General features: G+C 73.3%; 19 protein-coding genes. 12 read left to right on the forward strand and 7 right to left on the reverse strand.

The window, feature by feature from the left end:
* Positions 1–2 precede the first annotated feature (2 nt).
* The 3 genes from IE290_RS21815 to IE290_RS21825 are packed head-to-tail and all read left to right on the forward strand — an operon-like array spanning position 3 to position 2,915.
* Complete coding sequence (locus tag IE290_RS21815) at positions 3–1,049, forward strand: acyl-CoA dehydrogenase family protein (RefSeq protein ID WP_191246536.1); 1,047 nt, start codon at positions 3–5, stop codon at positions 1,047–1,049.
* The gene (locus IE290_RS21820; protein ID WP_191246537.1) at positions 1,046–2,575 is read left to right on the forward strand and encodes a long-chain-fatty-acid--CoA ligase; all 1,530 of its coding nucleotides are present in this window, start codon (positions 1,046–1,048) and stop codon (positions 2,573–2,575) included. The genes IE290_RS21815 and IE290_RS21820 overlap by 4 nt, the downstream gene beginning before the upstream one ends.
* A gap of 10 nt (positions 2,576–2,585) precedes the next feature.
* Entirely contained in the window at positions 2,586–2,915 is a 330-nt protein-coding gene (locus IE290_RS21825; RefSeq protein WP_191246538.1) for a DUF1330 domain-containing protein, read from the forward strand.
* A gap of 506 nt (positions 2,916–3,421) precedes the next feature.
* On the opposite strand, the gene IE290_RS21830 is transcribed toward IE290_RS21825, so the two are convergent.
* Positions 3,422–6,049: a bifunctional acetate--CoA ligase family protein/GNAT family N-acetyltransferase gene (locus IE290_RS21830; protein ID WP_191246906.1), complete on the reverse strand. Its 2,628-nt coding sequence runs from the start codon at positions 6,047–6,049 to the stop codon at positions 3,422–3,424.
* A 682-nt stretch (positions 6,050–6,731) separates the two neighbouring features.
* The gene (locus IE290_RS21835; protein ID WP_191246539.1) at positions 6,732–7,901 is read right to left on the reverse strand and encodes an acetoin utilization protein AcuC; all 1,170 of its coding nucleotides are present in this window, start codon (positions 7,899–7,901) and stop codon (positions 6,732–6,734) included.
* Positions 7,902–8,005: 104 nt separating this feature from the next.
* Here IE290_RS21835 and IE290_RS21840 point away from each other — a divergent pair, with 104 nt between their 5' ends.
* The 3 genes from IE290_RS21840 (at position 8,006) to galE (ending at position 10,946) form a co-directional block, all read left to right on the forward strand.
* The gene (locus tag IE290_RS21840; RefSeq protein ID WP_020421072.1) at positions 8,006–8,701 is read left to right on the forward strand and encodes an iron-dependent transcriptional repressor DtxR; all 696 of its coding nucleotides are present in this window, start codon (positions 8,006–8,008) and stop codon (positions 8,699–8,701) included.
* Positions 8,698–9,870, forward strand: a complete 1,173-nt coding sequence (gene galK, locus IE290_RS21845) for a galactokinase (RefSeq protein WP_191246540.1) — start codon at positions 8,698–8,700, stop codon at positions 9,868–9,870. Before IE290_RS21840 ends, galK begins: the two co-directional genes overlap by 4 nt.
* Positions 9,871–9,956: 86 nt before the next feature.
* Positions 9,957–10,946 (forward strand): UDP-glucose 4-epimerase GalE, encoded by a 990-nt coding sequence (galE, locus tag IE290_RS21850; protein WP_191246541.1) that lies wholly within the window; start codon positions 9,957–9,959, stop codon positions 10,944–10,946.
* A gap of 718 nt (positions 10,947–11,664) precedes the next feature.
* Here galE and IE290_RS21855 read toward each other — a convergent pair.
* A complete protein-coding gene (locus IE290_RS21855; protein WP_191246542.1) occupies positions 11,665–13,176 on the reverse strand; it encodes a DUF4192 domain-containing protein in 1,512 nt (503 codons plus the stop codon).
* 260 nt (positions 13,177–13,436) lie between these two features.
* On the opposite strand from IE290_RS21855, the gene IE290_RS21860 reads away from it, so the two are divergent.
* The gene (locus IE290_RS21860; RefSeq protein ID WP_229874646.1) at positions 13,437–14,360 is read left to right on the forward strand and encodes a serine hydrolase; all 924 of its coding nucleotides are present in this window, start codon (positions 13,437–13,439) and stop codon (positions 14,358–14,360) included.
* Between the two features lie 38 nt (positions 14,361–14,398).
* Positions 14,399–15,448, forward strand: coding sequence for a DUF2293 domain-containing protein (locus IE290_RS21865; protein ID WP_191246544.1), 1,050 nt, complete (start codon positions 14,399–14,401; stop codon positions 15,446–15,448).
* Between the two features lie 621 nt (positions 15,449–16,069).
* Here IE290_RS21865 and IE290_RS21870 read toward each other — a convergent pair.
* Both IE290_RS21870 and pdxR read right to left on the reverse strand, forming a co-directional pair.
* Positions 16,070–16,498 (reverse strand): CBS domain-containing protein, encoded by a 429-nt coding sequence (locus IE290_RS21870; protein WP_191246545.1) that lies wholly within the window; start codon positions 16,496–16,498, stop codon positions 16,070–16,072.
* A gap of 35 nt (positions 16,499–16,533) precedes the next feature.
* Positions 16,534–17,958, reverse strand: coding sequence for a MocR-like pyridoxine biosynthesis transcription factor PdxR (gene pdxR / locus IE290_RS21875; RefSeq protein WP_191246546.1), 1,425 nt, complete (start codon positions 17,956–17,958; stop codon positions 16,534–16,536).
* An 80-nt stretch (positions 17,959–18,038) separates the two neighbouring features.
* On the opposite strand from pdxR, the gene IE290_RS21880 reads away from it, so the two are divergent.
* Positions 18,039–18,599, forward strand: coding sequence for a TIGR03086 family metal-binding protein (locus IE290_RS21880; RefSeq protein WP_191246547.1), 561 nt, complete (start codon positions 18,039–18,041; stop codon positions 18,597–18,599).
* Positions 18,600–18,628: 29 nt separating this feature from the next.
* Complete coding sequence (locus tag IE290_RS21885) at positions 18,629–20,638, forward strand: prolyl oligopeptidase family serine peptidase (RefSeq protein WP_191246548.1); 2,010 nt, start codon at positions 18,629–18,631, stop codon at positions 20,636–20,638.
* On the opposite strand, the gene IE290_RS21890 is transcribed toward IE290_RS21885, so the two are convergent.
* Complete coding sequence (locus IE290_RS21890) at positions 20,587–21,894, reverse strand: MFS transporter (protein WP_191246549.1); 1,308 nt, start codon at positions 21,892–21,894, stop codon at positions 20,587–20,589. The two genes, IE290_RS21885 and IE290_RS21890, sit on opposite strands and share 52 nt — an antisense overlap.
* A 288-nt stretch (positions 21,895–22,182) precedes the next feature.
* Between IE290_RS21890 and IE290_RS21895 the strand changes: the two genes are divergently transcribed.
* On the forward strand, positions 22,183–23,010 hold the full coding sequence (locus IE290_RS21895; RefSeq protein ID WP_191246550.1) for a LysR family transcriptional regulator: 828 nt from the start codon (positions 22,183–22,185) through the stop codon (positions 23,008–23,010).
* On the opposite strand, the gene IE290_RS21900 is transcribed toward IE290_RS21895, so the two are convergent.
* The gene (locus IE290_RS21900; RefSeq protein WP_191246551.1) at positions 22,992–23,756 is read right to left on the reverse strand and encodes an SDR family oxidoreductase; all 765 of its coding nucleotides are present in this window, start codon (positions 23,754–23,756) and stop codon (positions 22,992–22,994) included. The genes IE290_RS21895 and IE290_RS21900 overlap by 19 nt on opposite strands.
* 282 nt (positions 23,757–24,038) lie before the next feature.
* On the opposite strand from IE290_RS21900, the gene IE290_RS21905 reads away from it, so the two are divergent.
* Positions 24,039–24,410, forward strand: coding sequence for a phosphoribosyltransferase (locus IE290_RS21905; protein ID WP_191246552.1), 372 nt, complete (start codon positions 24,039–24,041; stop codon positions 24,408–24,410).
* Positions 24,411–24,458: the final 48 nt, after the last annotated feature.

Consider the following 24,458-nt stretch of genomic DNA (forward strand, 5'->3'; position numbering starts at 1 on the left):
CCGTGGACTTCGCGCTGAGTGAGGACGTCACCGAGCTGGCCGCGCTCGTCCGGCGGATCCTGGCCGAGCGGGCGACGCCGAGCGCCCACGGCTCGGGTGGGTTCGACCGGGCGGCCTGGGCTGAGCTGGCGCGGGCGGGGGTGATCGACGCGGCGCTGCCGGCCGCGGTCGGGGGCGGCGGACTCGGGCTGCTCGGGCAGTGCGCGGTGCTGACCGAGATCGGCCGGGCGGTCGCCGAGGTGCCGTATCTGCCGACCGTGGTGGCCGCGTCCGCGATCGCCGAGGCCGGCGACGGGCGGCTGATCGAGCAGTGGGTGGTGCCGGCGGTGCGCGGCCGGGCGGTGCTGGCCCTGGCGCTGCCGGACGCGGGCGCGCCGTGCGGGTTCACGGCGGAACCGGACGGCAGCGGCTGGCGGGTCTCGGGCGTACAGACGGCGGTGCCGTTCGCCGCGTTCGCCGACGCGCTGGTCGTGCCCGCGCGGACCCCGGATGGCACCGCGGTGTTCGTGGTCGCGCCGGAGGGGGTGCAGCCGCAGAGCGTGGTCGATCACGCGGACGCCGGGCTGGTCGAGCTGGCCGGGGTGCCCGCGACGCGCTTGGCGATCTCCGACGCGTGGTTGCGCGAGCGGGCGACGGTCGGGTTGTGCGCGCAGCAGCTCGGGGTGCTGGAGAGCGCGTTGCACCGCACGGCGGAGTACGCGCGCTCGCGGGAGCAGTTCGGGCACGCGATCGGGGCGTTCCAGGCGGTGCGGCAACGGCTCGCGGACGCCTACATCGACGTGGAGGCGGTGCGGCTGACGCTGTGGCAGGCGGCGTGGCGCCTGTCCGAGGGACTGCCGGCGGCGGAGGAGGTCGCGACGGCGAAGTACTGGGCCGCCGAGGCCGGGCACCGCGTCGCGCACACCGCGGTTCACGTGCACGGCGGCGTCGGGATCGACACCGAGGGCCAGCTGCACCGGTACTTCGTGGCGGCCAAACGGCTCGAGTTCACCCTCGGCGGGGCCACCGCGCAGCTGCGCGTGCTGGGCGACCTGCTCGCGGCGTCATGACGGTCACCGATCTGCTGCTGGCCCGCGCCGAGGACGACGGGCCGGGGTTGCGGTTCGAGGACGCGTCGTGGACGTGGCGGGAGCACGTGCAGCAGTGCGCGGACCACGCGGCGGTGTTGCGGTCGCTGCTCAACGGGCCGGTCCGGCACGTCGGGATCCTCGCGGACAACGTGCCGTCGTTCTCGTTCCTGCTCGGCGGATGCGCGTTCGCGGGGACGGTGCTGGTGGGGCTGAACCCGACGCGGCGGGGCGCGGCGCTGGAGCGGGACATCCGGCTCGCGGACTGCCAGCTGGTGCTGACCGAGGGGCGGCACGCGCCGCTGCTGTCCGGTATCGACGTCCCGGTGCTGGACCTGGACGGGCCGGAGTGGGCGTCGTTGCTCGCCTCCTGCGCGGGGTCGGCCTTGTCGCCGGTGACCGCAACGCCCGCGGACCTGCTGATGCTCATCTTCACCTCCGGCACCAGCGGCGATCCGAAGGCGGTGCGGTGCACGCACGAGAAGATCGCCTTCCCCGGGCAGATGCTCGCTTCCCGGTTCGGCTTGTCCACATCGGACTGCGTGTACCTGTCGATGCCGATGTTCCACTCCAACGCGATCATGGCCGGCTGGTCGGTGGGGCTCGCGGCCGGGGCGACGCTGGCGATGCGGCGGCGGTTCTCGGCGTCGGGGTTCCTGCCGGACGTGCGGCGGTTCGGGGCCACCTACGCGAACTACGTGGGCAAGCCGCTGTCGTACGTGCTCGCGACGCCTGCGTTGCCGGATGATGCCGCCAACCCGCTGCGGATCGTGTACGGCAACGAGGGCGCGGAGGCGGATCTGGCCGAGTTCGGGCGGCGGTTCGGCTGCCACGTGGTCGACGCGTTCGGGTCGACCGAGGGCGGGATCGGCTTCGCCCGGACGCCGGACACGCCGCCGGGTTCGCTGGGCCGGCTGCCCGAAGGGGTCGCGGTGCTGGACCCGGAGACCGGCTCGGTGTGCCCGCCCGGCGTGGTCGGGGAGCTGGTGAACACCGCCGGTGCGGGGGCGTTCGCGGGCTACTACAACAACCCCGAAGCGGACGCCGAGCGCCTGCGCAACGGGCGGTACCACACCGGCGACCTGGCGTACGTGGACGAAAACGGGTTCTGCTTCTTCGCCGGACGGCTCGGCGACTGGCTGCGCGTGGACGGCGAGAACCTGGGGACCGCGCCGATCGAGCGGATCCTGCTCCGGCACCCGGCGATCGCGGAGGCGGCGGTGTACGCCGTGCCGGACCCGGCGGTCGGTGACCAGGTGATGGCCGCGCTCGTGCTGTCGGGGCCGCTGTCGCCCGCGGAGTTCGGCTCGTTCCTGGCGGCGCAACCGGACCTCGGGCCGAAGCAGCTGCCCCGGTTCGTGCGCATCGTCTCGCAGCTGCCGCGGACCTCGACGTACAAGATCGTGAAGCGCAGGTTGGCCGCGGAGGGGACGGGCTGCGCGGATCCGATCTGGTCGCGGGAGGGCAAGGACTGCGTGTACACCCTGCGGCTGACGGTGCGGCCGTAGAGTGGCGGGCATGGGCAAGGTGTACGCGCTGAACCTGTTCGACGTCGCCGACCGGGAGGAGTACCTGGCCTACGCGCGCCGGTCGGCCGCGGAGGTCGCCACCCACGGCGGCCGGGTCGTGGCGATGGGCAAGTTCCGGGACAGCGCCACCGGCGACATCGCCCCGCGGCAGGTGATGATCCTGGTGGAGTGGGACTCGCCGGAGGCGTTCGAGAGCTACCGGAGCGACCCGGCGCTGGCCGACCTGCACCCCCACCGGGAGAACGGCACGTCCTCCTACATCTGGCACCTGTTCGACCACCTGGACGACCTACGACCGATCCTGAAGGCGGCGGACTAGGCGCGCAGCTTCACGGCCAGGCGCGGCGGCCGTCGGCCACCCCGGGGCACCCCTGCCACGTTGCGGCGCCCGCCGGGCAAGGCGCGCCCCGCTGGCGCCACCGGGCGCCCACCAACTACCGAACAATCCCCCGATCACCCTGGGCGCCACGCGGCGCCCCCCAGCGCCACCCCACGCGAGCCCCGACCACCCCGGGCCCGACACCCACCGGGGCCACCTCCCGCGGCCCCCAACCACCCCGAGCGCCACCCCGGCGCCCAGCACCCACCGGGGCCATCCTGCGCGGCCCCTCACCCCAGCGCCACCCAGCACCCCACTCAGTCGCCCGCCCAAGGCCCCAATCACCCCGAGCGCCATCCGGCACCCAGCACTCGCCGCGGAAACCCGCGGGCATCCCGTCCCCGATCCCCGGAGCGAAACCAGCCGCGCCACCGGCGCCGCCCGCGCCCACCTCCGGGCACCAGCCACCGCCAGGACCGCGGGCCGCCCGGCTTCTGCCGGCGGCTTCAGAACCTCACGTTGATCGGACGCAGCCGCCGGGGGCCGGTGTCCGGCCGGGCGGGCGGCGGGCCGAGCACGATGCGCGCGTTGGCGACGAACGCCCCCTCCGGCGAGGCCATCACCGGGTCCAGCGTCAGCGCCCGCACCTCCGGGTGGTCCTCCGCCAGCGCCGCCACCCGCAGCACCATGTCCTGCAGCGCGGCCAGGTCCGCCGGCTCGTCACCGCGGTACCCGGTCAGCAGCGGGGCGCTCTTGGGCTCCCGGATGAGCGTCGCGGCGTCCACGTCGGTCAGGGGCACCGCCCGGTACGCCCGGTCCCCCAGCAGCGTGCTCACCAGCCCGGACAGCCCGAACGACACCAGGCTGCCGAACGACGGGTCGTCCTGCAGCCCGATCAGGCACGAAATGCCCTTCGGCGCCATCTTCTGCACGTAGACGTCCCGCTCGCCGGACACCTCGCTCAGGTCCTCGTACCCACGCCGCACCGCGTCGGCCGAGGCCAGGTCGAGCCGCACGCCCGCGAGGTCCGGCCGTCCGCGCAACCGCTCGTCCACGGCCTTCACCGTCACCGGGTAGCCCAGCTCCTCGGCCGCCTCGACCGCGCCCTCGGCGCTGGACACCATCCGGAACGGCACCACGTCGATCCCGTAGCACCCGAGTAGCCGCACGATGTCGGCGTCCTCGAGCACCACGTTCTTGTCGCCACCGGCGAGGATGTCGCGCACGACCTGCTCCGCCTGTTCGACGTGCAGGCCGTCGGGGCGGATCAGCGTGCCCTGCGGCCGCTGCCGCCACGCCGCGTACCGCACGACCTTCGCCAGCGCGTTCACCGCCCGCTCGGGGCTCGGGTAGGACGGGATCGACCCGCGGCCGGGGGCGCCGTCCGGGCCGGGCACGGCCAGCTCGGCCGGCACACCCTCCGCGGCGAGGAACGTCGAGACGATCGGTTTGCTCTGGTCCAGCTCCTGCGCCGCCTCACGCAGCGCCCGCGCGTAGGTGCTGCCCGGGATCGACAGCGGCGGCACGAACACCGCGACCAGCGCGTCGGTCTCCGGGTTGTTCAGCGCCTCCCGCACCGCGGCGGCGAAGTCGTCCGGACCGGCCTGCGGCCCGACGTCGACCGGGTCGAACGCCAGCCGAAGCCCCTGCGCGCGGGCGGTGTCGGCGGCGAGCAGGCCGATCGCGCTGGAGTTGCCGACGATCCCGATCCGCGGGCCGGCGGGCAGCGGCTGGTGCGCGAACACCAGCGCGGTGTCGAACAGCTGCGCCAGCGTCTCCACCCGCACCACACCGGCCTGCTCGAACAGCGCCTGCACGCTCGACTCGTCGACCTCGGCCGACGTCGCGGCCAGCTGCGGGCGGACCGCGTGCCGCCCGGACTTCACCGCGACGATCGGTTTGCTCCGGCCCAGCCGCCGCGCCAGCCGCGCGAACTTGCGCGGGTTGCCGAACGATTCCAGGTAGAGCAGCACGAGGTCGGTGTTGGAGTCGGTTTCCCAGTACTGCAGCAGGTCGTTGCCCGAGACGTCAGCGCGGTTGCCCGCGGAGACGAACGTCGACAGGCCCAGGCCGCGCGCCTCCGCGTCAGCGAGGATCGCGGTGCCCAGCGCGCCGGACTGGCAGAAGAACCCGGCGCGGCCGCGTTTGGGCAGACGCGGGGCGAGGGTGGCGTTGAGCCGCACGGCCGGGTCGGTGTTGAGCACGCCGAGGGCGTTCGGGCCGACCACGCGCATGCCGTGCGCGCGTGCCTCGCCGACCAGGCGCAGCTCGGCGTGCAGGCCGTGCGGTCCGGCCTCGCCGAACCCGGCGGTGACGATGAGCAACGTCTTGACGCCCTTGGCAAGGGCACCGTCCAAGACGGACTCGACCTGGTCGGCGGGAACCGCGACCACCGCGAGGTCCACCGGATCCGGGATGTCCACAACGGACGGATAGGCGCGCACCCCGCGCACCGAGCGGTGCTCCGGGTTGACCGGGTACACGGTGCCCGCGAAGTCCGCGGCGAGCAGGTTCGACAGGACCGAGTAGCCTACCTTGGTGGGGTCGGCGGAGGCCCCGATCACGGCCACCGAGCGCGGGTGCAGCAGGTTGAAGACGCTGCGCGCCTCGGCGGCCTGTTCCCGCGCCCGGGCCACCGCGAGGGACTCCTCGGTGGGGTCGATGTCGAACTCCAGGTGCAGCACGCCCTCCTCGATGGCGCGGCTGACCTGGTATCCGGCGTCGCGGAAGACGCGCACCATGGCGGCGTTCTCGGCGAGGACCTCGGCGACGAACCGGCGCAGGCCGCTCTCGGAGGCAGCCGCGGCCAGGTGTTCCAGCAGGATCGACCCGACGCCGCGCCCCTGGTGGGCGTCGTCGACGACGAACGCCACCTCGGCCGACGGCCCGTGCCCGAGCCGCTCGTACCGCCCCACGGCGATGATGTCGTCACCGAGCAGGGCGACGAACGCGACGCGGTCGTGGTGGTCCACGACGGAGAACCGCTCGAGATCCCGCTGCGGGATCCGCGGGTAGGCGCCGAAGTAGCGCAGGTACCGGGTGCGCTCGGAAAGCTTGCCGTGGAAGGCGACGAGGGCGTCGGCGTCACTGGGAACGATGGGTCGCAAGTGGACGGTGCCGCCGTCGCTGAGCAGAACGTCGGCCTCCCAGTGGCGGGGGTAGTCGTAGGGATCGCGGGGCCCATGCCGGTCACGGTTGGGGCCACCGGCCTCAGCGGCACCCCGCTCCGTGCCACCACGGGCAACGCCACTGGGCTCAACGGCACCCCGCTCCGCGCCACCACGCGCAGCGCCACCGGACTCAACGGCACCGCCCTCGGCGGGACCGGGCTCGCCCGGCTGCTTCCGATCGCCGCCACCGCCGGTGGCGCCTCCCTGGTTCCGGCCCGCGCCACTCGCCCGGTCCTGATCACCGCTCCGCTCAGCGCCACTCACCCGGTCCTGACCGGCGCGGCGAGGGCCATCGCCGGCAGCCTCGCTGCCGTCCGCGCCGCCTGCCCAGTTCCGGTCACTGCTGCCGGCCGGGTTCGGATCGCCGCCAGGCTGCCCCGGGCCGCCGCCGGCAGCCTCGTTCAGCTCCGCACCGTGTCCCTGGCCCCGGTCACCGCCGGGCCCCTGCTCGCGGCTCGCACCGGAAACCGCGCCAAGGTCCACCCCGAGGTTCTCCCCCGCACCGGCGCCACCGCCCTGGCCCCCGTCGGCCGGGGCGCGGTACCCGCCGTCCTGCCCTGGAGCTGTCCCGCCGGGTTCGTCCTCGTGCGCCCCGCCGGGCGTGTCGGTCCTGCTCATCTCACGTCGATTCCTCGGATCGGTGGGGTCAGTCCCTCGGGTCGTCGGGGTCGAGGCCGTGCAGCGGGAACAGCGCGCGGCGCGTGTCCCGGATCGCGACGTCGACCGGGTCGTCCACCCCGTCGCCCCAGGAGCGGAACGCCGTGTCCCGCCCGTCGGTCATCTCCGGCGGCAGCTCGGCGCTCGGCGCGGCCCGCAGGACCGTGCTGACCCAGTTGGGCGGCAGCGGTGTCTCGGGCTTCACGTCGCGGTCGAGCACGATCGCCATCAGGTGGGTCCACGACCGCGGCACGACGCGGATCAGCTGGTACCCGCCGCCGCCGACGGCCAGCCACCGGCCCTCGGTGTGGCGCTCTGCGAGGTCACGGAGAGTAGCGTAGATCGTCCGGTGGCCGTCGACCGAAAGCGCGAGGTCGGCGAGCGGGTCCTCCTCGTGCGAGTCCACGCCGCATTGGGTGACCAGGATCTGCGGCCGGAACGCCTCGAGCAGGGACGGCACGACCGCGTGGAAGGCGCGCAGCCACCCCGCGTCGCGCGTGCCCGGCGGCAGCGGGACGTTCACCGACGTGCCCTCGGCCTCGCCGGAGCCGGTCTCGGCGCTGTACCCGGTGCCCGGCCACAGCGTGAACGGGTGCTGGTGCAGCGAGACGGTGAGCACGCGGGGGTCGCCGTAGAAGGCGGCCTGCACGCCGTCGCCGTGGTGGACGTCGGTGTCGATGTAGGCGACGCGGTCGAAACCGTGGTCGAGCAGCCAGGAGATGGCGACGGCGCAGTCGTTGTAGACGCAGAAGCCCGCCGCGTGGTCGCGCATGGCGTGGTGCAGGCCACCGGCGATGTTCACCGCGCGGCGCGCCTCCCCGTCGGCGATCTTGCGGGCGCCGAGCAGGGTCGAGCCGACGACCAGGGCGGAGGCGTCGTGCATGTCGCTGAACACCGGGTTGTCGGCGGTGCCGAGGCCGTGGCCGACGTCCCAGCCCGCGGTCGGCGCCAGCTTGACCGCCGCCAGGTACTCCTCGGAGTGGATGCGGTACAACTCGGTGTCGGTGGCGGGCTCGGGCACGAGCAGTTCCACGCCGTCGAGGACCCCCAGCTCGGTGGCGAGCCGCACGGTGAGGTCGAGCCGGACCGGGTTGAACGGGTGCTCACCGCCGAGGTCGTAACCGAGGAGGGCGGGATCCCAGACGACGGCGGGCTGCATGACGTCCGATGGTAGCCGTGAGGAGCGGGATTATCCTCCCGGTCACCTGGGGTGACCGTCGCCCGGAACGACTACCATGGATTGTCGCGGACGAAGGGGACATCGTGAACGATCTCATCGACACCACAGAGATGTACTTGAAGACCATCTTCGAGCTCGAAGAGGAAGGTGTCGTACCGCTGCGCGCCCGCATCGCCGAGCGGCTGCAGCAGAGCGGTCCGACAGTCAGCCAGACGGTGGCCCGCATGGAACGCGACGGGCTGGTGCGCGTCGCCGACGACCGCCACCTGCAGCTCACCGACCACGGCCGGGAACTGGCCATCGCCGTCATGCGCAAGCACCGCCTCGCGGAGCGGCTGCTGCTCGACGTGATCGGCCTGGAGTGGGAGCACGTGCACACCGAGGCCTGCCACTGGGAGCACGTCATGAGCGAGGCGGTGGAGCGCAAGCTGGTCCGGCTGCTCGACCACCCGACCACCTCGCCCTACGGCAACCCGATCCCCGGTCTGGACAAGCTCGGCGAGGGCGGGCTGCCCGCGCCGCCGGCCGAGGCCGACCTGGTGCGGCTGGACGACTTCGCGCGCTCCGGCGGCGGCAAGGCGGAGATCCGGCGCCTGGCCGAGCACATCCAGCTCGACGAGAAGCTGATGGTCGACCTGAAGAAGGCGGGAGTCGCCCCCGGCAGCGTCGTGTCGGTGCGCCGCGCGGACGGCGGCGGCACCGCCGAGCTGACCGGTGAGCTCGGCGCGGTCCAGGTGCCCATGTCGGTGCTGCACGCGGTTCTGGCGCAGGCCAAGTGAGCTCCGCGAGCGAGGCCGCGGAGGCGTTCCGGTCCGTGCACGGGCGGGCCCCGGCCGGGGTGTGGTCGGCGCCCGGCCGGGTCAACCTGATCGGCGAGCACACCGACTACAACGACGGCTTTGTGCTGCCGTTCGCCCTGCCGCACCGGCTGGCCGCCGCCGCGTCCCCGCGGACCGACCAGATCCTCACGGTGTCCACGCTCGGCTCCGACGGACGCATCCAGGAAGCCGAGCCGGTCGCCATCCCCGACCTGCGTCCCGGTGGTGTCGACGGCTGGGCCGCGTACCCGGCCGGTGTGGCGTGGGTGCTGCGCGACCACGGCTTCGAGGGCGGGGCCGACGTCGTACTGGCCGGTGACGTCCCCACCGGGGCCGGGCTGTCCTCCTCCGCCGCGCTGGAGTGCGCGGTGGCGCTGGCCCTGCTGGGGCTGGCCGGCGAGGACGACCCGGGCCTGGAGCGGCGGGCCGAGATCGCCCGCTGGGCCCAGCGCGCCGAGAACGACTTCGTCGGCGCCCCGACGGGCGTGCTCGACCAGACCGCGTCGCTGTGCTGCGTCGACGGTCACGTGCTGTTCCTCGACGTCCGCTCGGGCGACATGGAACAGGTCCCCTTCGACGCCGCGGCCGCGGGCCTGCGCATCCTGGCCATCGACACGCGCGTCAAGCACGCCCACAGCGAGGGCGGCTACGGCGAGCGCCGCAAGGGCACCGAACGCGCCGCCGACCTGCTCGGCGTCAAGGCGCTGCGGGACGTGGGCCCGGACGACCTGGCCGGCGCGCTCACGCGGCTGCCCGAGGAGCTCGGCCCGCTCGTCCGCCACATCGTGACGGAGAACCAGCGCGTGCTCGACGTCGTCGCCCTGCTCCGCGACGGCCGGATCGGCGACATCGGCCCGCTGCTGACCGCCTCGCACGTCAGCATGCGCGACGACTACCGCATTTCCTGCCCGGAACTGGACCTCGCGGTGGACGTGGCCAACGCCAGCGGCGCCCTGGGCGCCCGGATGACCGGTGGCGGGTTCGGCGGCACCGCGATCGCCCTCGTGCCGGAGTCCGCTGTGGACACCGTGGAAACGGCCGTCATGGCGGCCTTCGACCGCGCGGGCTACCGCGCGCCGCGAGCCTTCGTGGCGGTCCCGTCCCCCGGCGCGCGGCGCGACGAGCTGTAGCCCGGCGGGGCCGAGCCCGTGCGGGGCTCACAGGTTGATGGTCCACACTGGCGGACACCTCCTTTTCGTTCTCGAGAAAGGCTTCCATGGCTTCCGACTCCTCGCGCCTCAAGCTGATCGTCACGGGCGGTGCCGGTTACGTCGGCAGCGTCTGCACGGCCCGTCTGCTCGAGGCGGGGCACGAGGTGGTGGTCGTGGACGACCTGTCCACCGGCCACGCGGACGCCGTCCCCGACGGTGCGCGCTTCGTCGAGGGCGACGCCGCCGACGCGACGGCGTCCCTGCTGGGCGAGGGCTTCGACGGTGTGCTGCACTTCGCGGCGAAGTCCCTCGTCGGCGAGTCGATGCAGGACCCGGCCAAGTACTGGCACGGGAACGTGATCACCTCCATCCGGTTGCTCGACGCGATGCGTGCGCACGGCACGCCTCGCCTGGTGTTCTCCTCGACGGCGGCGACCTACGGCGAGCCGGAGCGCAGCCCGATCCCGGAGACCGCGCCGACGATGCCGACCAACACCTACGGTGCGTCGAAGCTGGCCATCGACCACGCGATCACCAGCTACGCGCGGGCCCACGGGCTGGCCGCCGTGAGCCTGCGGTACTTCAACGTCGCCGGCGCCTACGGCCGCTACGGGGAGCGGCACACCACCGAGACCCACCTCATCCCGCTGGTGCTGCAGGTCGCCACCGGGGACCGGCCGCGAGTCAGCATCTTCGGCGAGGACTACCCCACCGACGACGGCACCGCCATCCGCGACTACATCCACGTCGCCGACCTCGCCGACGCCCACCTGCTCGCGCTGACGCACGCGCGGGCCGGTGAGCACCGCATCTACAACCTGGGCAACGGCACCGGGTTCTCCGTGCGCCAGGTCATCGAGGCCTGCCGGGCCGTCACCGGGCACCAGATCCCGGCCGAGGTGGCGCCCCGCCGGGCCGGCGACCCCGCGATCCTCGTGGCGGCCGGCGACCGGGCCCGCGAGGAGCTCGGCTGGAAGCCCGAGCGCGCCGACCTGGAATCCATCGTCCGCGACGCGTGGCGCTTCACCCAGGAGCGGCAGGCGCTCGGGGGCTGAGGCCGCCGGGTTGTGCCGGTGGTGCCAGTGGGTGGCTCGCAGGCGTGCCTCCGGAGATGGGGCCGCCGCTGCGGCTGGTTGCCGGGGGTGGCTCCTGGGCCGAGCCGAGCGCGATGGGCCCGACGCTGCGGCGACCGGTTGCGCTGACGCGACCCGGCACTAGCTCCCCGAGCGTGCCGAGCGAGGCTGGCCTGGCGTTGCCGCGCCCGGTTCCCACCGGTGCAGCCCAACGGCCACAGCACGGTAGCCACCGATGGCCCCGGTGCGGTAGCCGTAGCTCGGCAGCCACAGCCGGTGGCCGCCGCCCCGGGACCACAGTCGGTGGTCACAGCCACTGGCCGCACGACCGTGGCCACAGCCAGGGCCACAAGGCGACAGCCGCCCCGTGACCACGGCCGGTGGCCGCAGCCCAGGTGACCACAGCCGGTGGCCGCAGTCCCATGGCCACAGCAGGTGGCTGCAGCTCGGCAGCGGCAGCCGGTCGCCGCAGCCCCGTGGCCACAGCAGGTGGCGCCAGCTCGGCAGCGGCAGCCGGTCGCCGCAGCCCCGTGGCCACAGCAGGTGGCGCCAGCTCGGCAGCGGCAGCCGGTGGTCGCGGCATGTTGGCTTCCGCTCTGTCGGGCGTTTCTCGAGGGCGGTACTGAGCTGGCAGCTGTTGTGTGGCTGCAGCACTGCGACCCCGGCCGGGGCGCCCATCCTGGTCCGCGCTCCGCGGGGGTTACGGGGGTGGTGGCATGAGGCCTCCCTCCTGGGATTGGCTCAGCCGGCGCAGTGCGTCGGGTGGGAGTTGGCGCTCTAGGCAGATCCGGAGCAGCTCCGCGAGGCGGTGGCCGGGGTGGGCGGTCAGTGCGTTGTCGAACGCCAGGGAAGCCAGGACGCCATCGCCGCGGCGGTAGGCCGCATAGCCGAGCAGCACGGCGGCCTCGGCGCGTTCCGGGGGCGGCGTGCGGCGCACCAGTTCGAGCCACAGGCGTTCGGCCGCGGCTGCCTGCGGTTCGCCGGGCGGCTCGGCCGTCGTGAGGCAACGGTCGCGCACCTCGAGGTCCGACAACGCCATCGCCAGGGAGACAACGTCCTCGTCGCTCAGGTCGAAATCACCAGCCACCGCCCGAGCCAGCGCGGCGCGGACCACGGCGATGCCATCGGCCGGCTGCGCCACGCCATCCGTCGCGGGTGCATCCGGCACCGCCACACGACCCGTTGCAGGCGCGGCCGGCTCCGCCACACCGCCCGTCACGGCCGCAGGCGGGCAAGCCACGCTATCCGTCACAGGCGCGTCCGGCACCGCCACACCGCCCGTCGCGGGCGCGGCCGGGCACGCCACACCTCCCGTCACAGGCGCGTCCGGCACCGCCACGCCATCCGCCGCGGGCGCGTCCGGCTCCGCCACGCCACCCGTCACAGGCGCGTCCGGCACCGCCACACCGCCCGTCACGGGCGTGGCCGGACACGCCACACGACCCGTCGCGGCCGCCTGCGGCTCCGCCACGCCACCCGTCACGGGCGCGTCCGGCCCCGCCACGCCACCCGTCACGGGCCCATCCGGCACCGCCACACCGCCCGTCACGGCCGCGGCAGGCCCCGCTATGCCACCCGTCGAGGGGGCGGTCGGGCATGCTGCCCATCCGTCGGCCGCTGCTTCCAGCAACCGTTCCCGGCGCTCGATCGCGGCCGGGTCGTCCGGGTCGAGTTGCCGTGCCAGCTCCTCCCGGCTGCCGAATGTCACCTGGCCGTTCGTCGCCATGGCTGCGGCCAGCACCGTCTCACGATCGTCGGGCAGGACACCTGGACGGCAGTCCTCGTGGTAGCACCTCCACGGCGCGCCGCCGCGGATCTCCGGCACCCACAAGGCGTGGTCGACCGGCCGCCCGGCGGCCTCACACCCGGCGACCAGCCGGTGGGCCAAGCGGTGGTGCGGCAGCGCGCCCGGCGGCGCGCGGTGGCCGGGACGGCAGCCGACGATCAGGACCGTCACCGCGGCGCCGGGATGTCGGAGCAGGCAGCGCACGAGCTCGCGCGCCGCGTCCGGCTCGCACGTCTCGTCCGGCAGATCCGCGCGGATCACCGGGATGATCTTGCGCCTCCGGCCCCGGCTGTGGTTGAGCAGGACGACGGACGGCCCGGGCCGGTACGACAGCAGGTGCGGCACCGCCGCGATGAGCTCGCCGGGGTCGGAGATGCGGACGGTGATCCGGCCGTCCGTGCCGGTGCTGGTGGTCGTGGAGGTCATGAACCCACTATGCGGCAGAAAACAGGGCGGGAAAGAACAGAACGGGATTCTGTGGATGGTTGAGGACGATGTGGACAACTCGCCGCTTCCCGAGGCCGACTGCGGATTCTTGTCGGCCGTATGGGGTAAGGTGCGCGCCCCCGTATCAGTCCACAGTAGACCACAGCCGACACGGCGCAATTCGGCACGAAATCGGGTGGTTTTACCGTACGGTTACCCGCCCGGGGCACGAATCCGCTTAAGTGGACGTCATGCGGGGCATGAAATGGCGTGTCGTGCTCGCCGGAGTGGGCGCGGGCGTGGCCACTGCCGTGGTCGTCACATCGCTGACCGCGGGCGAGGCGGGCACCGGGTCGATGCCCGTCGCGGCGCCGACCGTGCTCACATCGGCCGGCACGACCACGACGACCAGCACCCCCTCCAGCACAGCGCACTCGACGCTGAGCGAGGACGAACGCGTGCGCCTCGCCGGCGCCGCGACCCGCGCGGTGACCGGCGAAGCGCCCGGGACCACCGTCGGCCTCGCCCTCTACGACACCGCCACCGGTGAACTGCTGGCCTCCGCCAACGGGGACCGGCAGTTCTACACGGCCTCGGTGGTCAAACTGCTCATGGCGCTCGACGTGCTGCACACCGGCGGGTGGCACGCCCCGAGCGACGCGCAGCGCGAGCGCATCGTCGAAATGCTGTCGCTCAGCCATGACGGTGAGGCCGACTCGCTGTGGAACTCCGGCGGGCGCGGGTCGATCATCACGCGGATGGCTGATCTGATGAACCTGCGCGACACCCACCCGCCGCGGATTTCCGACCAGTGGGAGATGACCAGGACCACCCCGAACGACCTGGTGACCGTCTACCGGTACCTGACCACCCAGGTCCCGCCTGAGGCCCGCCAACCGATCCTCGACGGGCTGGCCGCAGTCCGCACCTCGGCCACGGACGGGTTCCCGCAGCACTTCGGCATCCCGGACGGCCTGCCCGGGCTGCCGCGCGCGGTGAAGCAGGGCTGGATGGAGATCAACCGGGCCGTCGTGCTGAACACGACCGGGCTGGCGGGGCAGGACTACCGCTACATCGCGGTGCTGCTGACCGAACTGCCGCTCGGGACGAGCTACGCCACGGGGCGCGCGGCGCTAACGGCCGGGATCAGCGCGTTGCGGCCGGCCGTGGCCGGCCTGCCCTGACCCCGTCGCGCGGGGAGCATGGCTAGACTTCCGGCCCGATGGCCGGGAAACTGCACAACCGCGTCGCTTCGGTGGCGGACGCCGCGCTCGCTCAGCGCAAGTATGTCGCTCCCGTCGACGTGTTCACCGCACTCGGCTGGGTGCATCCCGCCCGCGTCGAGGAGTGGCGTCGCGGGCGGTTCAGTCCCCTCGCCAAGGAACTGCCCGTCGACAACGCGCGCATCGCCGAAGCCTTGCGGTGCCTGGACACCTGGGCGCGGGCGAACGGCTTGACGCGATCCGACAGCGCTTACGTCGCCGGCACCCGCGATCGCCGCGATCTGCGGTTCACCGACGACGACGGGCTCGACCGCCTCTGCCGCACGCACTGGCTCGCGCCGGGACTGACGGAGAAGCAACGGGAACGCCTCACCGAGAGGCAGAACAAGGCGCCGGACCTGGCCGTGACCATCGCCGGCAACTCGTGGACCTGCGCGAGGTGCGCCGGCCGGGGCGAGGCCGGTGACTTGCACCTGCCGGAGGGCGAGGGCCACCTGTGCCTCGCGTGCGCCGACTTCGACCACCTCGTCTTCCTTCCCGCCGGCAACGCCGCACTGTCCCGCCGCGCCAAGCAGGAAAGCACCCTCGCCGTGCTGGTCCTGCGGTTCAACCGGCGCCGCAAACGCCACGAGCGGCAGGGCATCCTCGTCGAAGAGGCCGCGCTGGAGCGGGCCGAACAGCAGTGCCTCGCCGACGAGGACGTCCGCGCGCGGCGGCGGGAACGGGACGCGCATCGCCGCGCCGCGCAGGACGTCGAGTTCCAGGGCGACTTCGCCGACGCCATCCGGCGGCTGTACCCCGGCTGCCCGTCCGACCGGGCCCGGGCGATCGCCGAGCACGCCGGGACGCGGGGCAGCGGGCGGGTCGGGCGGTCCGCGGCGGGGCGGGCGCTGGACGAGGAAGCCGTGCGGCTCGCGGTGATCGCGTCGGTGCGGCACCTCGACACCGGTTACGACCGGATGCTCATGGACGGCGTGCCGCGCGCCGACGCCCGGGAGCACATCCGGCCGGATCTCGACCGGGTGCTGGAGCGCTGGGCGCAGGGTTGAGGTGGCGGCGGCCTGCCGCGCGACCGCACGGGGGCGCGCTGGAGGCAAGGGCTGCATAGGTGGCGCCCGGTGCAGAGGTGAGGTGGCAACGGCCTGCCGAGCGACCGCACGGGCGGCGGTGGAGGGATGGGCTGTAGTGGTGGCACTGGGCCGCAGGGATGAGATGCCAACGGCCTGCCGCGCGACCGCACGGGGGGCGCTGGAGGCAAGGGCTGGATAGGTGGCGCCCGGCGCAGAGATGAGGTGGCGGCGGCCTGCTGCGCGACCCGCACCGGGGGCGCTGGGGGCGTGGGCTGCATTGGTGGCGCTGGCCCCTGGCGGGGCTGGGTGATGAGTGCTGGGCCGGCGGGACCTGGTGACAGGCACGGGTGCTGGATGAGCGCCGGGGCGCCGAGCCCTCGTGGGCGGCGCGCCGAGATGGCCGTCTTGGGGAACAGGCGGACGAGGTCGGCAGGGCCGGGCGGCGCGCGGCGCACCGCAGCGCGCGAACCGCGCGAGGGGGTGGGAATGCGGGCGGCGAGTGGCGCACCGCCGCGGCAGGTGCGCCCGGCGGGGCGGCCTCGCACAGCGCAGGTGACGAGCGGCGCACACACGTTGCCCCGGAGCCGTCGAGCGAGAGGTTCAGCCCTGCGCGATGTAGGCGGCCAGCTGCTGCTGCGTCGCCTCCAGTTCTTCCATCCGGGTCTTCACCACGTCGCCGATGCTGACGATCCCGGCCAGCCGTCCGTCGTCGAGGACGGGCACGTGCCGCACCCGTCGCTGGGTCATCAGCACGCTCAGGTCGTCCACCGAATCGCGCGGGGTGCACGTCGCCACGACCCTCGTCATGATCTCCGACACCGGCCGCTCCAGCAGCGCCGGCCCGTGTTCGTGCAGCTTGCGCACCACGTCCCGCTCCGAGACGATGCCCTCGATGTCGCCCTCCCCGACCACGACCATCGCACCCACGTTGTGCTCGGCCAGCCCGGCGAGCAGCTCGGTGATGGACGCCTCGGGCCGCACCGTGGCCACCCAGCTCCCCTTGCTCCGCAGTACGTCGGTGATCCGCATCGGCAGCCTCCCAGCTGGACGTGACCCGGCTCACATCAGGTTAGAGCCCGGTCGCTGTCCGCGAAAGCCCGCAGCTCCCGCAGCCCCGGTTCGATCCGGTCACGCGGGATCGCGCCGAACCCGAAGACGAGTCCGTCCAGGGCATCCCGCTCCGCGGTGAAGTCACCCAGCGTGTAGATCCGCACCCCTGCCCGCCGCGCGGCTCGCACCATCGGGCGTACCGGGGTCTCGCTGAAAGCACTCAGATGGAGTCCGGCCGACGACGGGATCAGCCGCAGCTCCGCGAACTCCCGCGCGACGACCCGGGACACCAGCTCGCGCCGGGCGGCGTACTCGCGGCGCGTGCGGCGGATGTGCCGCGCGAACTCACCGCTGTCCATGAACTCCGCCAGCGCCGCCTGCGTGACGCTCGCCGAATGCCAGTCGGTCAGGTACTTCGCCTTCGTCAGCGCCGGCCGCAGTCCCGGTGGCGCGACGAGGAACCCCAGGCGCAACCCGGGCAGCAGCACCTTCGAAAACGATCCGATGTAGAGCACGCGGCCACTGGAATCGAGGCTGCGCAACGGTTCCAGCGGCCGTCCGGTGTAGCGGAACTCGGTGTCGTAGTCGTCCTCCAGGATCGCCGCGTCGTGCCGGCGCGCCCAGTCGATCAGGGCCACCCGCCGCGCCATCGACATCGACACCCCGAGCGGGAACTGGTGCGACGGCGTCACGTAGACCAGGCGGCAGTCGTCCGGGATGGCGTCGACCACGATGCCCTCGTCGTCGACCGGCACCGGCACCGGCCGCGCACCCAGCGTGGCGAACAGCTGGCGCGGCGGCGGGTAGCCCGGGTCCTCGACGGCGACCCGGGCGCCCGGCTCGATCAGCACCCGGGCGGCGAGGTCCACCGCCTGCTGCGATCCGTTGGTGACGAGCACGTCGTCCGCGCCGGCCCGGACCGCCCTGGACACGCCGATGTGCCGCGCGATCGCCTCCCGCAGACCGGGGTAGCCCTGCGGATCGCCGTAGGTGAGCAGGTCGTGGCGGGACCGGCGCAGCTGCTGGGTCATCAGGCGCCGCCAGGTGTCGAACGGGAACAGCGACACGTCCGGCGCGCCCGAGCGGAAGTCGAACCGCGGCTGCTCGCGGAACCGGTCCGGTGGGCGGGGGACGTCGTCCCACACCGCGGTCGCCGTCAGCGACGCCGGACCGCCGCGCGGCGGGTGGCCGTCCCGCCGGGCGCCCGCGCCGACGAACGTGCCGGCACCGACCCGCGACTCCAGGAAACCCTCGGCGACCAGGCGGTCGTACGCGGCGCTGACCGTGTTGCGCGACACCGCCAGCCGCTGCGCCAGCTCGCGGGTGGGCGGCAGCGCGTCCCCGTCGCGCAGGCGCCCGTCGAGGATCGCCTCGCGGATCTGGCGGTAGATGGCATCCCGACGGCCGCGGCCGTCCCCCAGCTCGATCTGGATGTCCATCTCCCGAGCCTAATTGGCCCAACCCAAGACGCCCACCATTGGACCCACAATTGGGCCACTCGGCGGCATACGGTGACGACATGGACATCCGAGACCTCGACCGGCGGGTCCTCACCACCGTCGACAAGATCGTTTCCGGCGTCACCGACCTCGGCCTGCGCACGCCGTGCACGGGGTGGACGCTCGGCGACCTGCTCACCCACCAGGTCAGTGAGAACCACGCCTTCGCCGTGGCGCTGCGTGACGGCGCCGCGCCGGACTGGGCGAGCGGCACCCTCGGCGACGACCCGTACCGCGCCTACGCGGACTCCGTCAACGCGTTCCTCGCCGCCTCCGCCGACGACGCCGTCCTGGAGCGCCAGGTGACGGTCCGCGAGTTCGGCACCTTCCCCGGCCCGATCGCGCTCACCATGCACCTGGTCGACTCGGTCGCGCACGGCTGGGACCTCGCCCGCACCCTCGACGCGCCCTACGAGCCGGACCCCGAAGCCGTGCACGTCGCGCTGCTGTTCGCCGAGCGGATGCGCGCCCGGCCGCGTCCCGACGACGACGTCTTCGCCCCCGCGGTGGAGATCGCCCCGGACGCCGGCGAGCTGGACCGGTTCCTCGCGCTGACCGGCCGGGACCCCGCCTGGCGTTGAAAATCATCCCCACCTGGCAGGATGGGGACATGGCTGACGAAGACCCGTACCTGTGGCTCGAGGACGTGACCGGTGAGCGGGCGCTCGACTGGGTTCGGCAGCGCAACGCCGAATCGGTCGCCGAGCTCACCGGGAGCACGCGGTTCGAGCAGCTGCGCGACGAAGCCCGCGAGGTGCTCGACGCCGACGACCGGATCCCTTACATCCGCCGCCGCGGCGAGTACTTCTACAACTTCTGGCAGGACGCGGCGCACCCGCGCGGTCTGTGGCGGCGCACCACGCTCGACTCCTACCGCACCGAGCGGCCCGAGTGGGACGTCCTGCTCGACGTCGACGCGCTCGCCGCGGCCGAGGGCGAGAACTGGGTCTGGCAGGGCGCGGCGGTGCTGCGGCCGTCGTACCGGCGCGGGCTGGCGGAGCTGTCCCGGGGCGGCGCGGACGCGGCCGTCGTGCGCGAGTTCGACCTTCAGGCGCGGGAGTTCGTCGCGGGCGGGTTCGAGCTGCCCGAGGCCAAGAGCCGCGTCGGCTGGATCGACGAGGACCGCATCTACGTCGGCACCGACTTCGGCCCCGGGTCGATGACCACGTCCGGCTACCCGCGGATCATGAAGGAGTGGCGCCGCGGGACGCCGCTCGCCGACGCCGTCACGGTCTTCGAAGGCAAGCCCGACGACGTCGCGGTGTTCGCCTACCACGACCCGACGCCGGGGTTCGAGCGCGACTTCGTCGGCCGCTCCCTCGACTTCTACCGCACGGAGAAGTTCCTGCGGACCGCCGGCGGCCTGGTCAAGCTCGACGTGCCCGAGGACGCGCAGACCACCACCCGCAAGGAGTGGCTGCTGATCCGCACCCGCACCGCGTGGACCGTCGGCGGCCGCGAGTACGCGCCCGGCACGCTGCTCGCCGCGCGGTTCGACGACTACCTGGCAGGCGAGCGCGACCTCACCGTCCTGTTCGAGCCGGACGGGCGCACCTCGCTGGAAGCCTGGGACTGGACGCGGAACCACCTGCTGCTCACCACCCTGGCCGACGTGCACACCGAGCTGCACGTGCTCACGCCCGGCGCGGACGGCTGGCGCCGGGAACCGCTGGCCGGGGCGCCCGAGCTGGGCACCGCGGAGATCATCGACACCGATCCCGACCACAGCGACGAGTACCTGCTCAACACCAGCGGCTTCACGCAGCCCTCGACGCTCGCGTACGGCCACGTCGGCGGCGACACCGAGGTGCTCAAGCAGGCCCCGGCCCGGTTCGACGCCACGGACATCACCGTCGAGCAGCATTTCGCCACCTCGAACGACGGCACGCGGATCCCGTACTTCGTGGTGCGGCCACGCAACGGGGACGGAACGACGATGCTCACCGGTTACGGCGGGTTCGAGGTGTCGCGCCTGCCCGCCTACAGCGGCGTGATCGGCCGCGGCTGGCTCGCACGCGGCGGCACGTACGTGCTCGCCAACATCCGCGGCGGCGGCGAGTACGGGCCCGGCTGGCACACCGGCGCGATCAAGGAGAACCGGTACCTGGTCTACGAGGATTTCGCCGCGGTCGCCGCGGACCTCGTCCAGCGCGGCATCACGACGCCGGAACGGCTGGGCATCCAGGGCGGCAGCAACGGCGGCCTGCTGATGGGCGTCATGCTCACCCGCTACCCCGAGCTGTTCGGCGCGATCGTCAGCCAGGTGCCACTGCTCGACATGAAGCGCTACCACCTGCTGCTCGCCGGGGCGTCCTGGATGGCCGAGTACGGCGACCCGGACGACCCGGCGGAGTGGGACTACATCGCGAAGTACTCGCCGTACCAGAACGTCCACAAGGGACGGACGTACCCGCCCACGCTGTTCATGACGTCCACTCGCGACGATCGCGTCCACCCTGCGCACGCGCGCAAGATGATGGCGCGCATGCTCGAGCAGGGGCACGATGTGCGGTACTACGAGAACATCGAGGGCGGGCACGGCGCCGCGGCCGACAACGAGCAGCTGGCCTACAAGTGGGCCCTGCTGTTCGAGTTCCTCTGGCAGAAGCTCAGCAGCTGACCGCTCGCCGCCACCGCGGCGGCGAGCAGGAACGCCCACCCGAACGCGCCGGTGGCCACCACCGCGCCCATCGCCGCGACGCCGACGGTCGCCCCGACCTGGCGGACGGCGTTGAGCAGGCCACCGGCCGTTCCGGCGTACCCCTCGGGGGCGGCGGTCACCACGCCCGTGACGAGCGCGGGCAGCGCGAGGGAGACGCCGAACCCGAGCAGCAGGAGGCCGCACGCCAGCAGCGGGTAGGGCGCGTGGACGGTGGCGGCCAGGACCGCGGCGCCGGCGGTCAGCAGCGTCAGCCCGGCGACGACCGGCAGGCGCGGGCCACGGGCGGCGACGATCCGGCTGGTCAGCAGCGGGTTGAACGCGGTGGGCAGTGTGAGCGGCAGGAACGCCAGGCCGGTTTCGACCGGGGTGAGGTGGCGCTCGTCCTGCAGCAGCAGGGTCACCGCGAACAGCGCGCCGGAGAGCACGAAGTTGACCGCCGCGCCGGCGAACAGGTTCACGGCCACGCCCCGGCTGCGCACCAGGGCCGGCGGCACGGACGGGGACGCGGCGCGGCGTTCCCGGTACACGAACAGGGCCAGGACGAGCAGGGCGAGGACGGCCGCGACGGGCTGGGCGTCGACGATCGCCTCGGTCAGCAGGCCGAGGAACACGCACGCGGCGAGCTGGGACTTGACGTCGAACCCGCGGCCGGGCGGTGCCGTCTCGCGTCCCCGCGTGAGGGCCAGTCCGAGGGCCGCGAGTGGCACGTTGACGAGGAACACCGCCCGCCAGCCCGCGAGGTCGACCAGCAGCCCACCGGCGATCGGCCCGGCGGCGAGCGCGACGCCGGTGATCGCGGCCCAGGCGCCGAGCGCCTTCGCGCGGGCGGCCGGGTCCGGGTGCAGGCGGCTGATCAGCGCGAGGGAGCTGGGCAGGCACGCCGCGCCCGCGACGCCGAGCAGCACGCGCAGCACGACGAGGGCGGTCAGGTTCGGCGCGGCGGCCGAGACCAGCGAGAGGACGCCGAAGCTCGCCACGCCCCAGCGGAAGACGCGCAGCGGGCCGAAGCGGTCCGCGAGCGCGCCGCCGCCGAGGAGGAACGCGGCGAACGAGACGGTGTAGCCGTTGACCACCCACTGCTGCCCGGCGACCGAGCCGCCGAGGTCGGCGCGGATGCCGGGCAGCGCGACGGTGAGCACGGTGGTGTCCAGGAGGACGAGGAAGTAGGCGAGGGAGACGCCGAGAAGGCTGCCCCGGGTGGAGGTTGTGGTCACGGCGGCGACTCTCCGGTTTCGGCGGCCTGTGCTCAACGGGCAGAGCCTGATGCCGCGTTCGGTTTTTCCGGATGCGGGGGTGGTTAGGGTGATCTTCGTGGGGAGTGGGGTGGAGCCGCGCATTCGGAGGCGCCGAGCGCTGGGCAGGTGACGCCTGGCTTGCAGTGTGCGATCACTCCCGCCGAACACGGGGCCGCTTCCACGGCGGATCCCGTCGAATCCGTGGCGGAAACGGTCACCGACCTGCGCGTTCGGGTTTTCCGAACGCCTTCTCGGTAGAGTGATCTCATGGAGTTGCGGCAGTTGCGGGCGTTCGTCGCGGTCGCGGGGGCCGGCACCGTCACCGGGGCGGCTGGGCGGCTCGGGTTGTCGCCCGCCACCGTGTCCGAGCACGTGCGCTCGCTGGAGTCCTCGCTCGGCGTGGTGCTGTTCGATCGGAAGCCGAGCGGGATGGTGCTCGGCGAGCGGGGGCGCGTGCTGCTGCCCGAGGCGCGGCGCCTGCTCGACCAGGCCGAGTCGATCCGGCGCCTGGTGAGCGACGAGCGGACCCGGTTCACCATCGGCGCGCTCGAAACGCTCGTCGCCACGCGGCTGCCCGCGGTCGCCGCGCGGCTCGGGGATCGGCGGCCGGATGTGGACCTCGCGGTGCGGTCGCTGATGCGGCAGCCGTTGCTGCGTGCGGTGTCCGACGGTTCCCTGGACGCCGGGCTGCTGCTCGACACCGGATCGGCGTTGGGCACACTGGGGTTCGACGGTGGTGATCTGTCCTTCGTGGACATCGAGACCGTGCGGCTGCACCTGGTGGCCCGGCCGGGATACGACGGCGACGCACTGCTGGTCACCCCGACCGGGTGCTCGTTCCGGATGGCCGCCGACCGGATCCTGGGCACCGGCGGGAAACGGCTCGAGTTCGACAGCGTCTCGACGATCCGCGCGTGGGTGGCGCAGGGCCTCGGAACCGCCCTGCTGCCCGACTTCGCGGTCGGCGGCGACCTCGCGGACGGCACGCTCGTCGCGTTGCCGCTCGACGACCCCGCCGAACTGGCGTTGCGCGTGGTGTGGCGCACCGACCGCGAAGACGGCCTGCGCGAGGTCCTCTACGCGATGGCGGCCTGAGCGGCCAGGTACTCCTCGAACGTGACGCGGCCCGTCGCGTTCGGGGTCAGGTGGTGGCCGGCCCGGTAGGCACGGGCGGTGGCGCCGGGGAACGGCACCGGGATGACCACGCGGCGGCGTCCCCTGGCGCGCAACGTAATCCGGGCCAGGTCGGCGAAGTCGCGAACCTCGGGGCCGCCCATGTCGGGTCCGCGGCCGGCGGGCTCGCCAAGTGCAAGCTCGACCAGGCGCGCGGCGACCTCACCCGCGTCGACCGGCTGGACGCGGAACCCGGCGGGGTACAGGACGGCCGGCAGGAACCGCTGGATGTCCACGATGCGGCACACCAGGTCGTGGAACTGCGTGGCACGCAGGATCGTCGACGGCAGTCCGGACGCGACGACGGCCTCCTCCGCGGCGAGCTTGGCCCGGTAGTACGGAAGCGGGATCCGGTCGATACCGACGATCGAGATGAACACGACATGCGGCATGCCGTGGCGCCGCGCCGTGTCGACGAGCGCCTTCGTGGTGGCGACGTCCCTGCCGCCGAGGGTCGTGGCGCAATGCACGATCACGTCGGCGCCGCGCACCGCCGAGTCGATGCCCTGGTGCGTGCGGAGGTCGCCGGTGCGCCAGGCGTAGGGCGTGCCCGGCGGTGCCGTGCGCCGGCTCAGCACCCGCACCTCCCGCCCCGGCGCGAGAAGACGCCGAGCCACCTGCCGGCCGAGCACACCGGTCCCACCGGTGACGAGGATCGTTTCGCTCATGCTGAGAAGACTCCGCAGGCCCCCGGAACGTGACAAGGGGCCGGGCGCGTCCGTCAGTCGATCGGCAACAGGGGTGACTGCTCGGCATGTAACTGTTGCAGCAACGCCCTCAGCTCGCGACGGTCAGCCACGGGACGCCCCCCTTCCGAGATCAAACGTCGATTGCCCGAGGAAGTACTGCTTGCCCAGGCGAGCACGAAGACGGTTTCCGGTAGGGCGCCTTCGTCCGAAAGTGGTCGCTTCCCTCCGCGAGCTGCTCCGAGCGCCGCGAGGTGACTCGCCGTGTCCACACCTCTCGCACAGCCGGAAGCGACTGCGATGCCGAGCTGGGCTGAAGCGGCGCAGAGTGTCTGGACAACACCGAACGAGCAGCCGCACTTGCGCCGGAAGTGGCCGCAAATGTGCGGAGAGGTACCGCTTGGGCGCACGCAACTGGCCGAGACGTTGGAGTCCGCCAAGAAGATGCCCCGCACGGAGCGCTCCGTCCTGCGCTGGGGGTCGCGGATCAACGAGGATCTGCAGGGAGAGACCGTCTTGGTGGTTGACGACGTTTACCACACGGGAGAGACGATGGCGGGAGTCGCGGCAGCGGCGAAAAACCGCGGGGCCAAGACCGTCCTCGGGCTCGCCGCAGCGCGGACCCTTTCCGTCTGAGGACCCCGGGACGTGACAAGGGGCCGGGCGCGAAAGCACCCGGCCCCT

It is taken from the genome of Amycolatopsis deserti, assembly GCF_014653945.1.
In the GTDB taxonomy this organism is placed as follows: Bacteria; Actinomycetota; Actinomycetes; order Mycobacteriales; family Pseudonocardiaceae; genus Amycolatopsis_E; species Amycolatopsis_E deserti.

Coding starts and splice junctions, on each gene's coding strand:
- IE290_RS21895 (WP_191246550.1), top strand. CDS start 22,183: ATGGAGTTGCGGCAGTTGCGGGCGTTCGTCGCGGTCGCGGGGGCCGGC.
- IE290_RS21820 (WP_191246537.1), top strand. CDS start 1,046: ATGACGGTCACCGATCTGCTGCTGGCCCGCGCCGAGGACGACGGGCCG.
- IE290_RS21835 (WP_191246539.1), bottom strand. CDS start 7,901: ATGCAGCCCGCCGTCGTCTGGGATCCCGCCCTCCTCGGTTACGACCTC.
- IE290_RS21825 (WP_191246538.1), top strand. CDS start 2,586: ATGGGCAAGGTGTACGCGCTGAACCTGTTCGACGTCGCCGACCGGGAG.
- IE290_RS21885 (WP_191246548.1), top strand. CDS start 18,629: ATGGCTGACGAAGACCCGTACCTGTGGCTCGAGGACGTGACCGGTGAG.
- galE (WP_191246541.1), top strand. CDS start 9,957: ATGGCTTCCGACTCCTCGCGCCTCAAGCTGATCGTCACGGGCGGTGCC.
- pdxR (WP_191246546.1), bottom strand. CDS start 17,958: ATGGACATCCAGATCGAGCTGGGGGACGGCCGCGGCCGTCGGGATGCC.
- IE290_RS21900 (WP_191246551.1), bottom strand. CDS start 23,756: ATGAGCGAAACGATCCTCGTCACCGGTGGGACCGGTGTGCTCGGCCGG.
- IE290_RS21870 (WP_191246545.1), bottom strand. CDS start 16,498: ATGCGGATCACCGACGTACTGCGGAGCAAGGGGAGCTGGGTGGCCACG.
- IE290_RS21860 (WP_229874646.1), top strand. CDS start 13,437: ATGAAATGGCGTGTCGTGCTCGCCGGAGTGGGCGCGGGCGTGGCCACT.
- IE290_RS21880 (WP_191246547.1), top strand. CDS start 18,039: ATGGACATCCGAGACCTCGACCGGCGGGTCCTCACCACCGTCGACAAG.
- IE290_RS21865 (WP_191246544.1), top strand. CDS start 14,399: ATGGCCGGGAAACTGCACAACCGCGTCGCTTCGGTGGCGGACGCCGCG.
- IE290_RS21855 (WP_191246542.1), bottom strand. CDS start 13,176: ATGACCTCCACGACCACCAGCACCGGCACGGACGGCCGGATCACCGTC.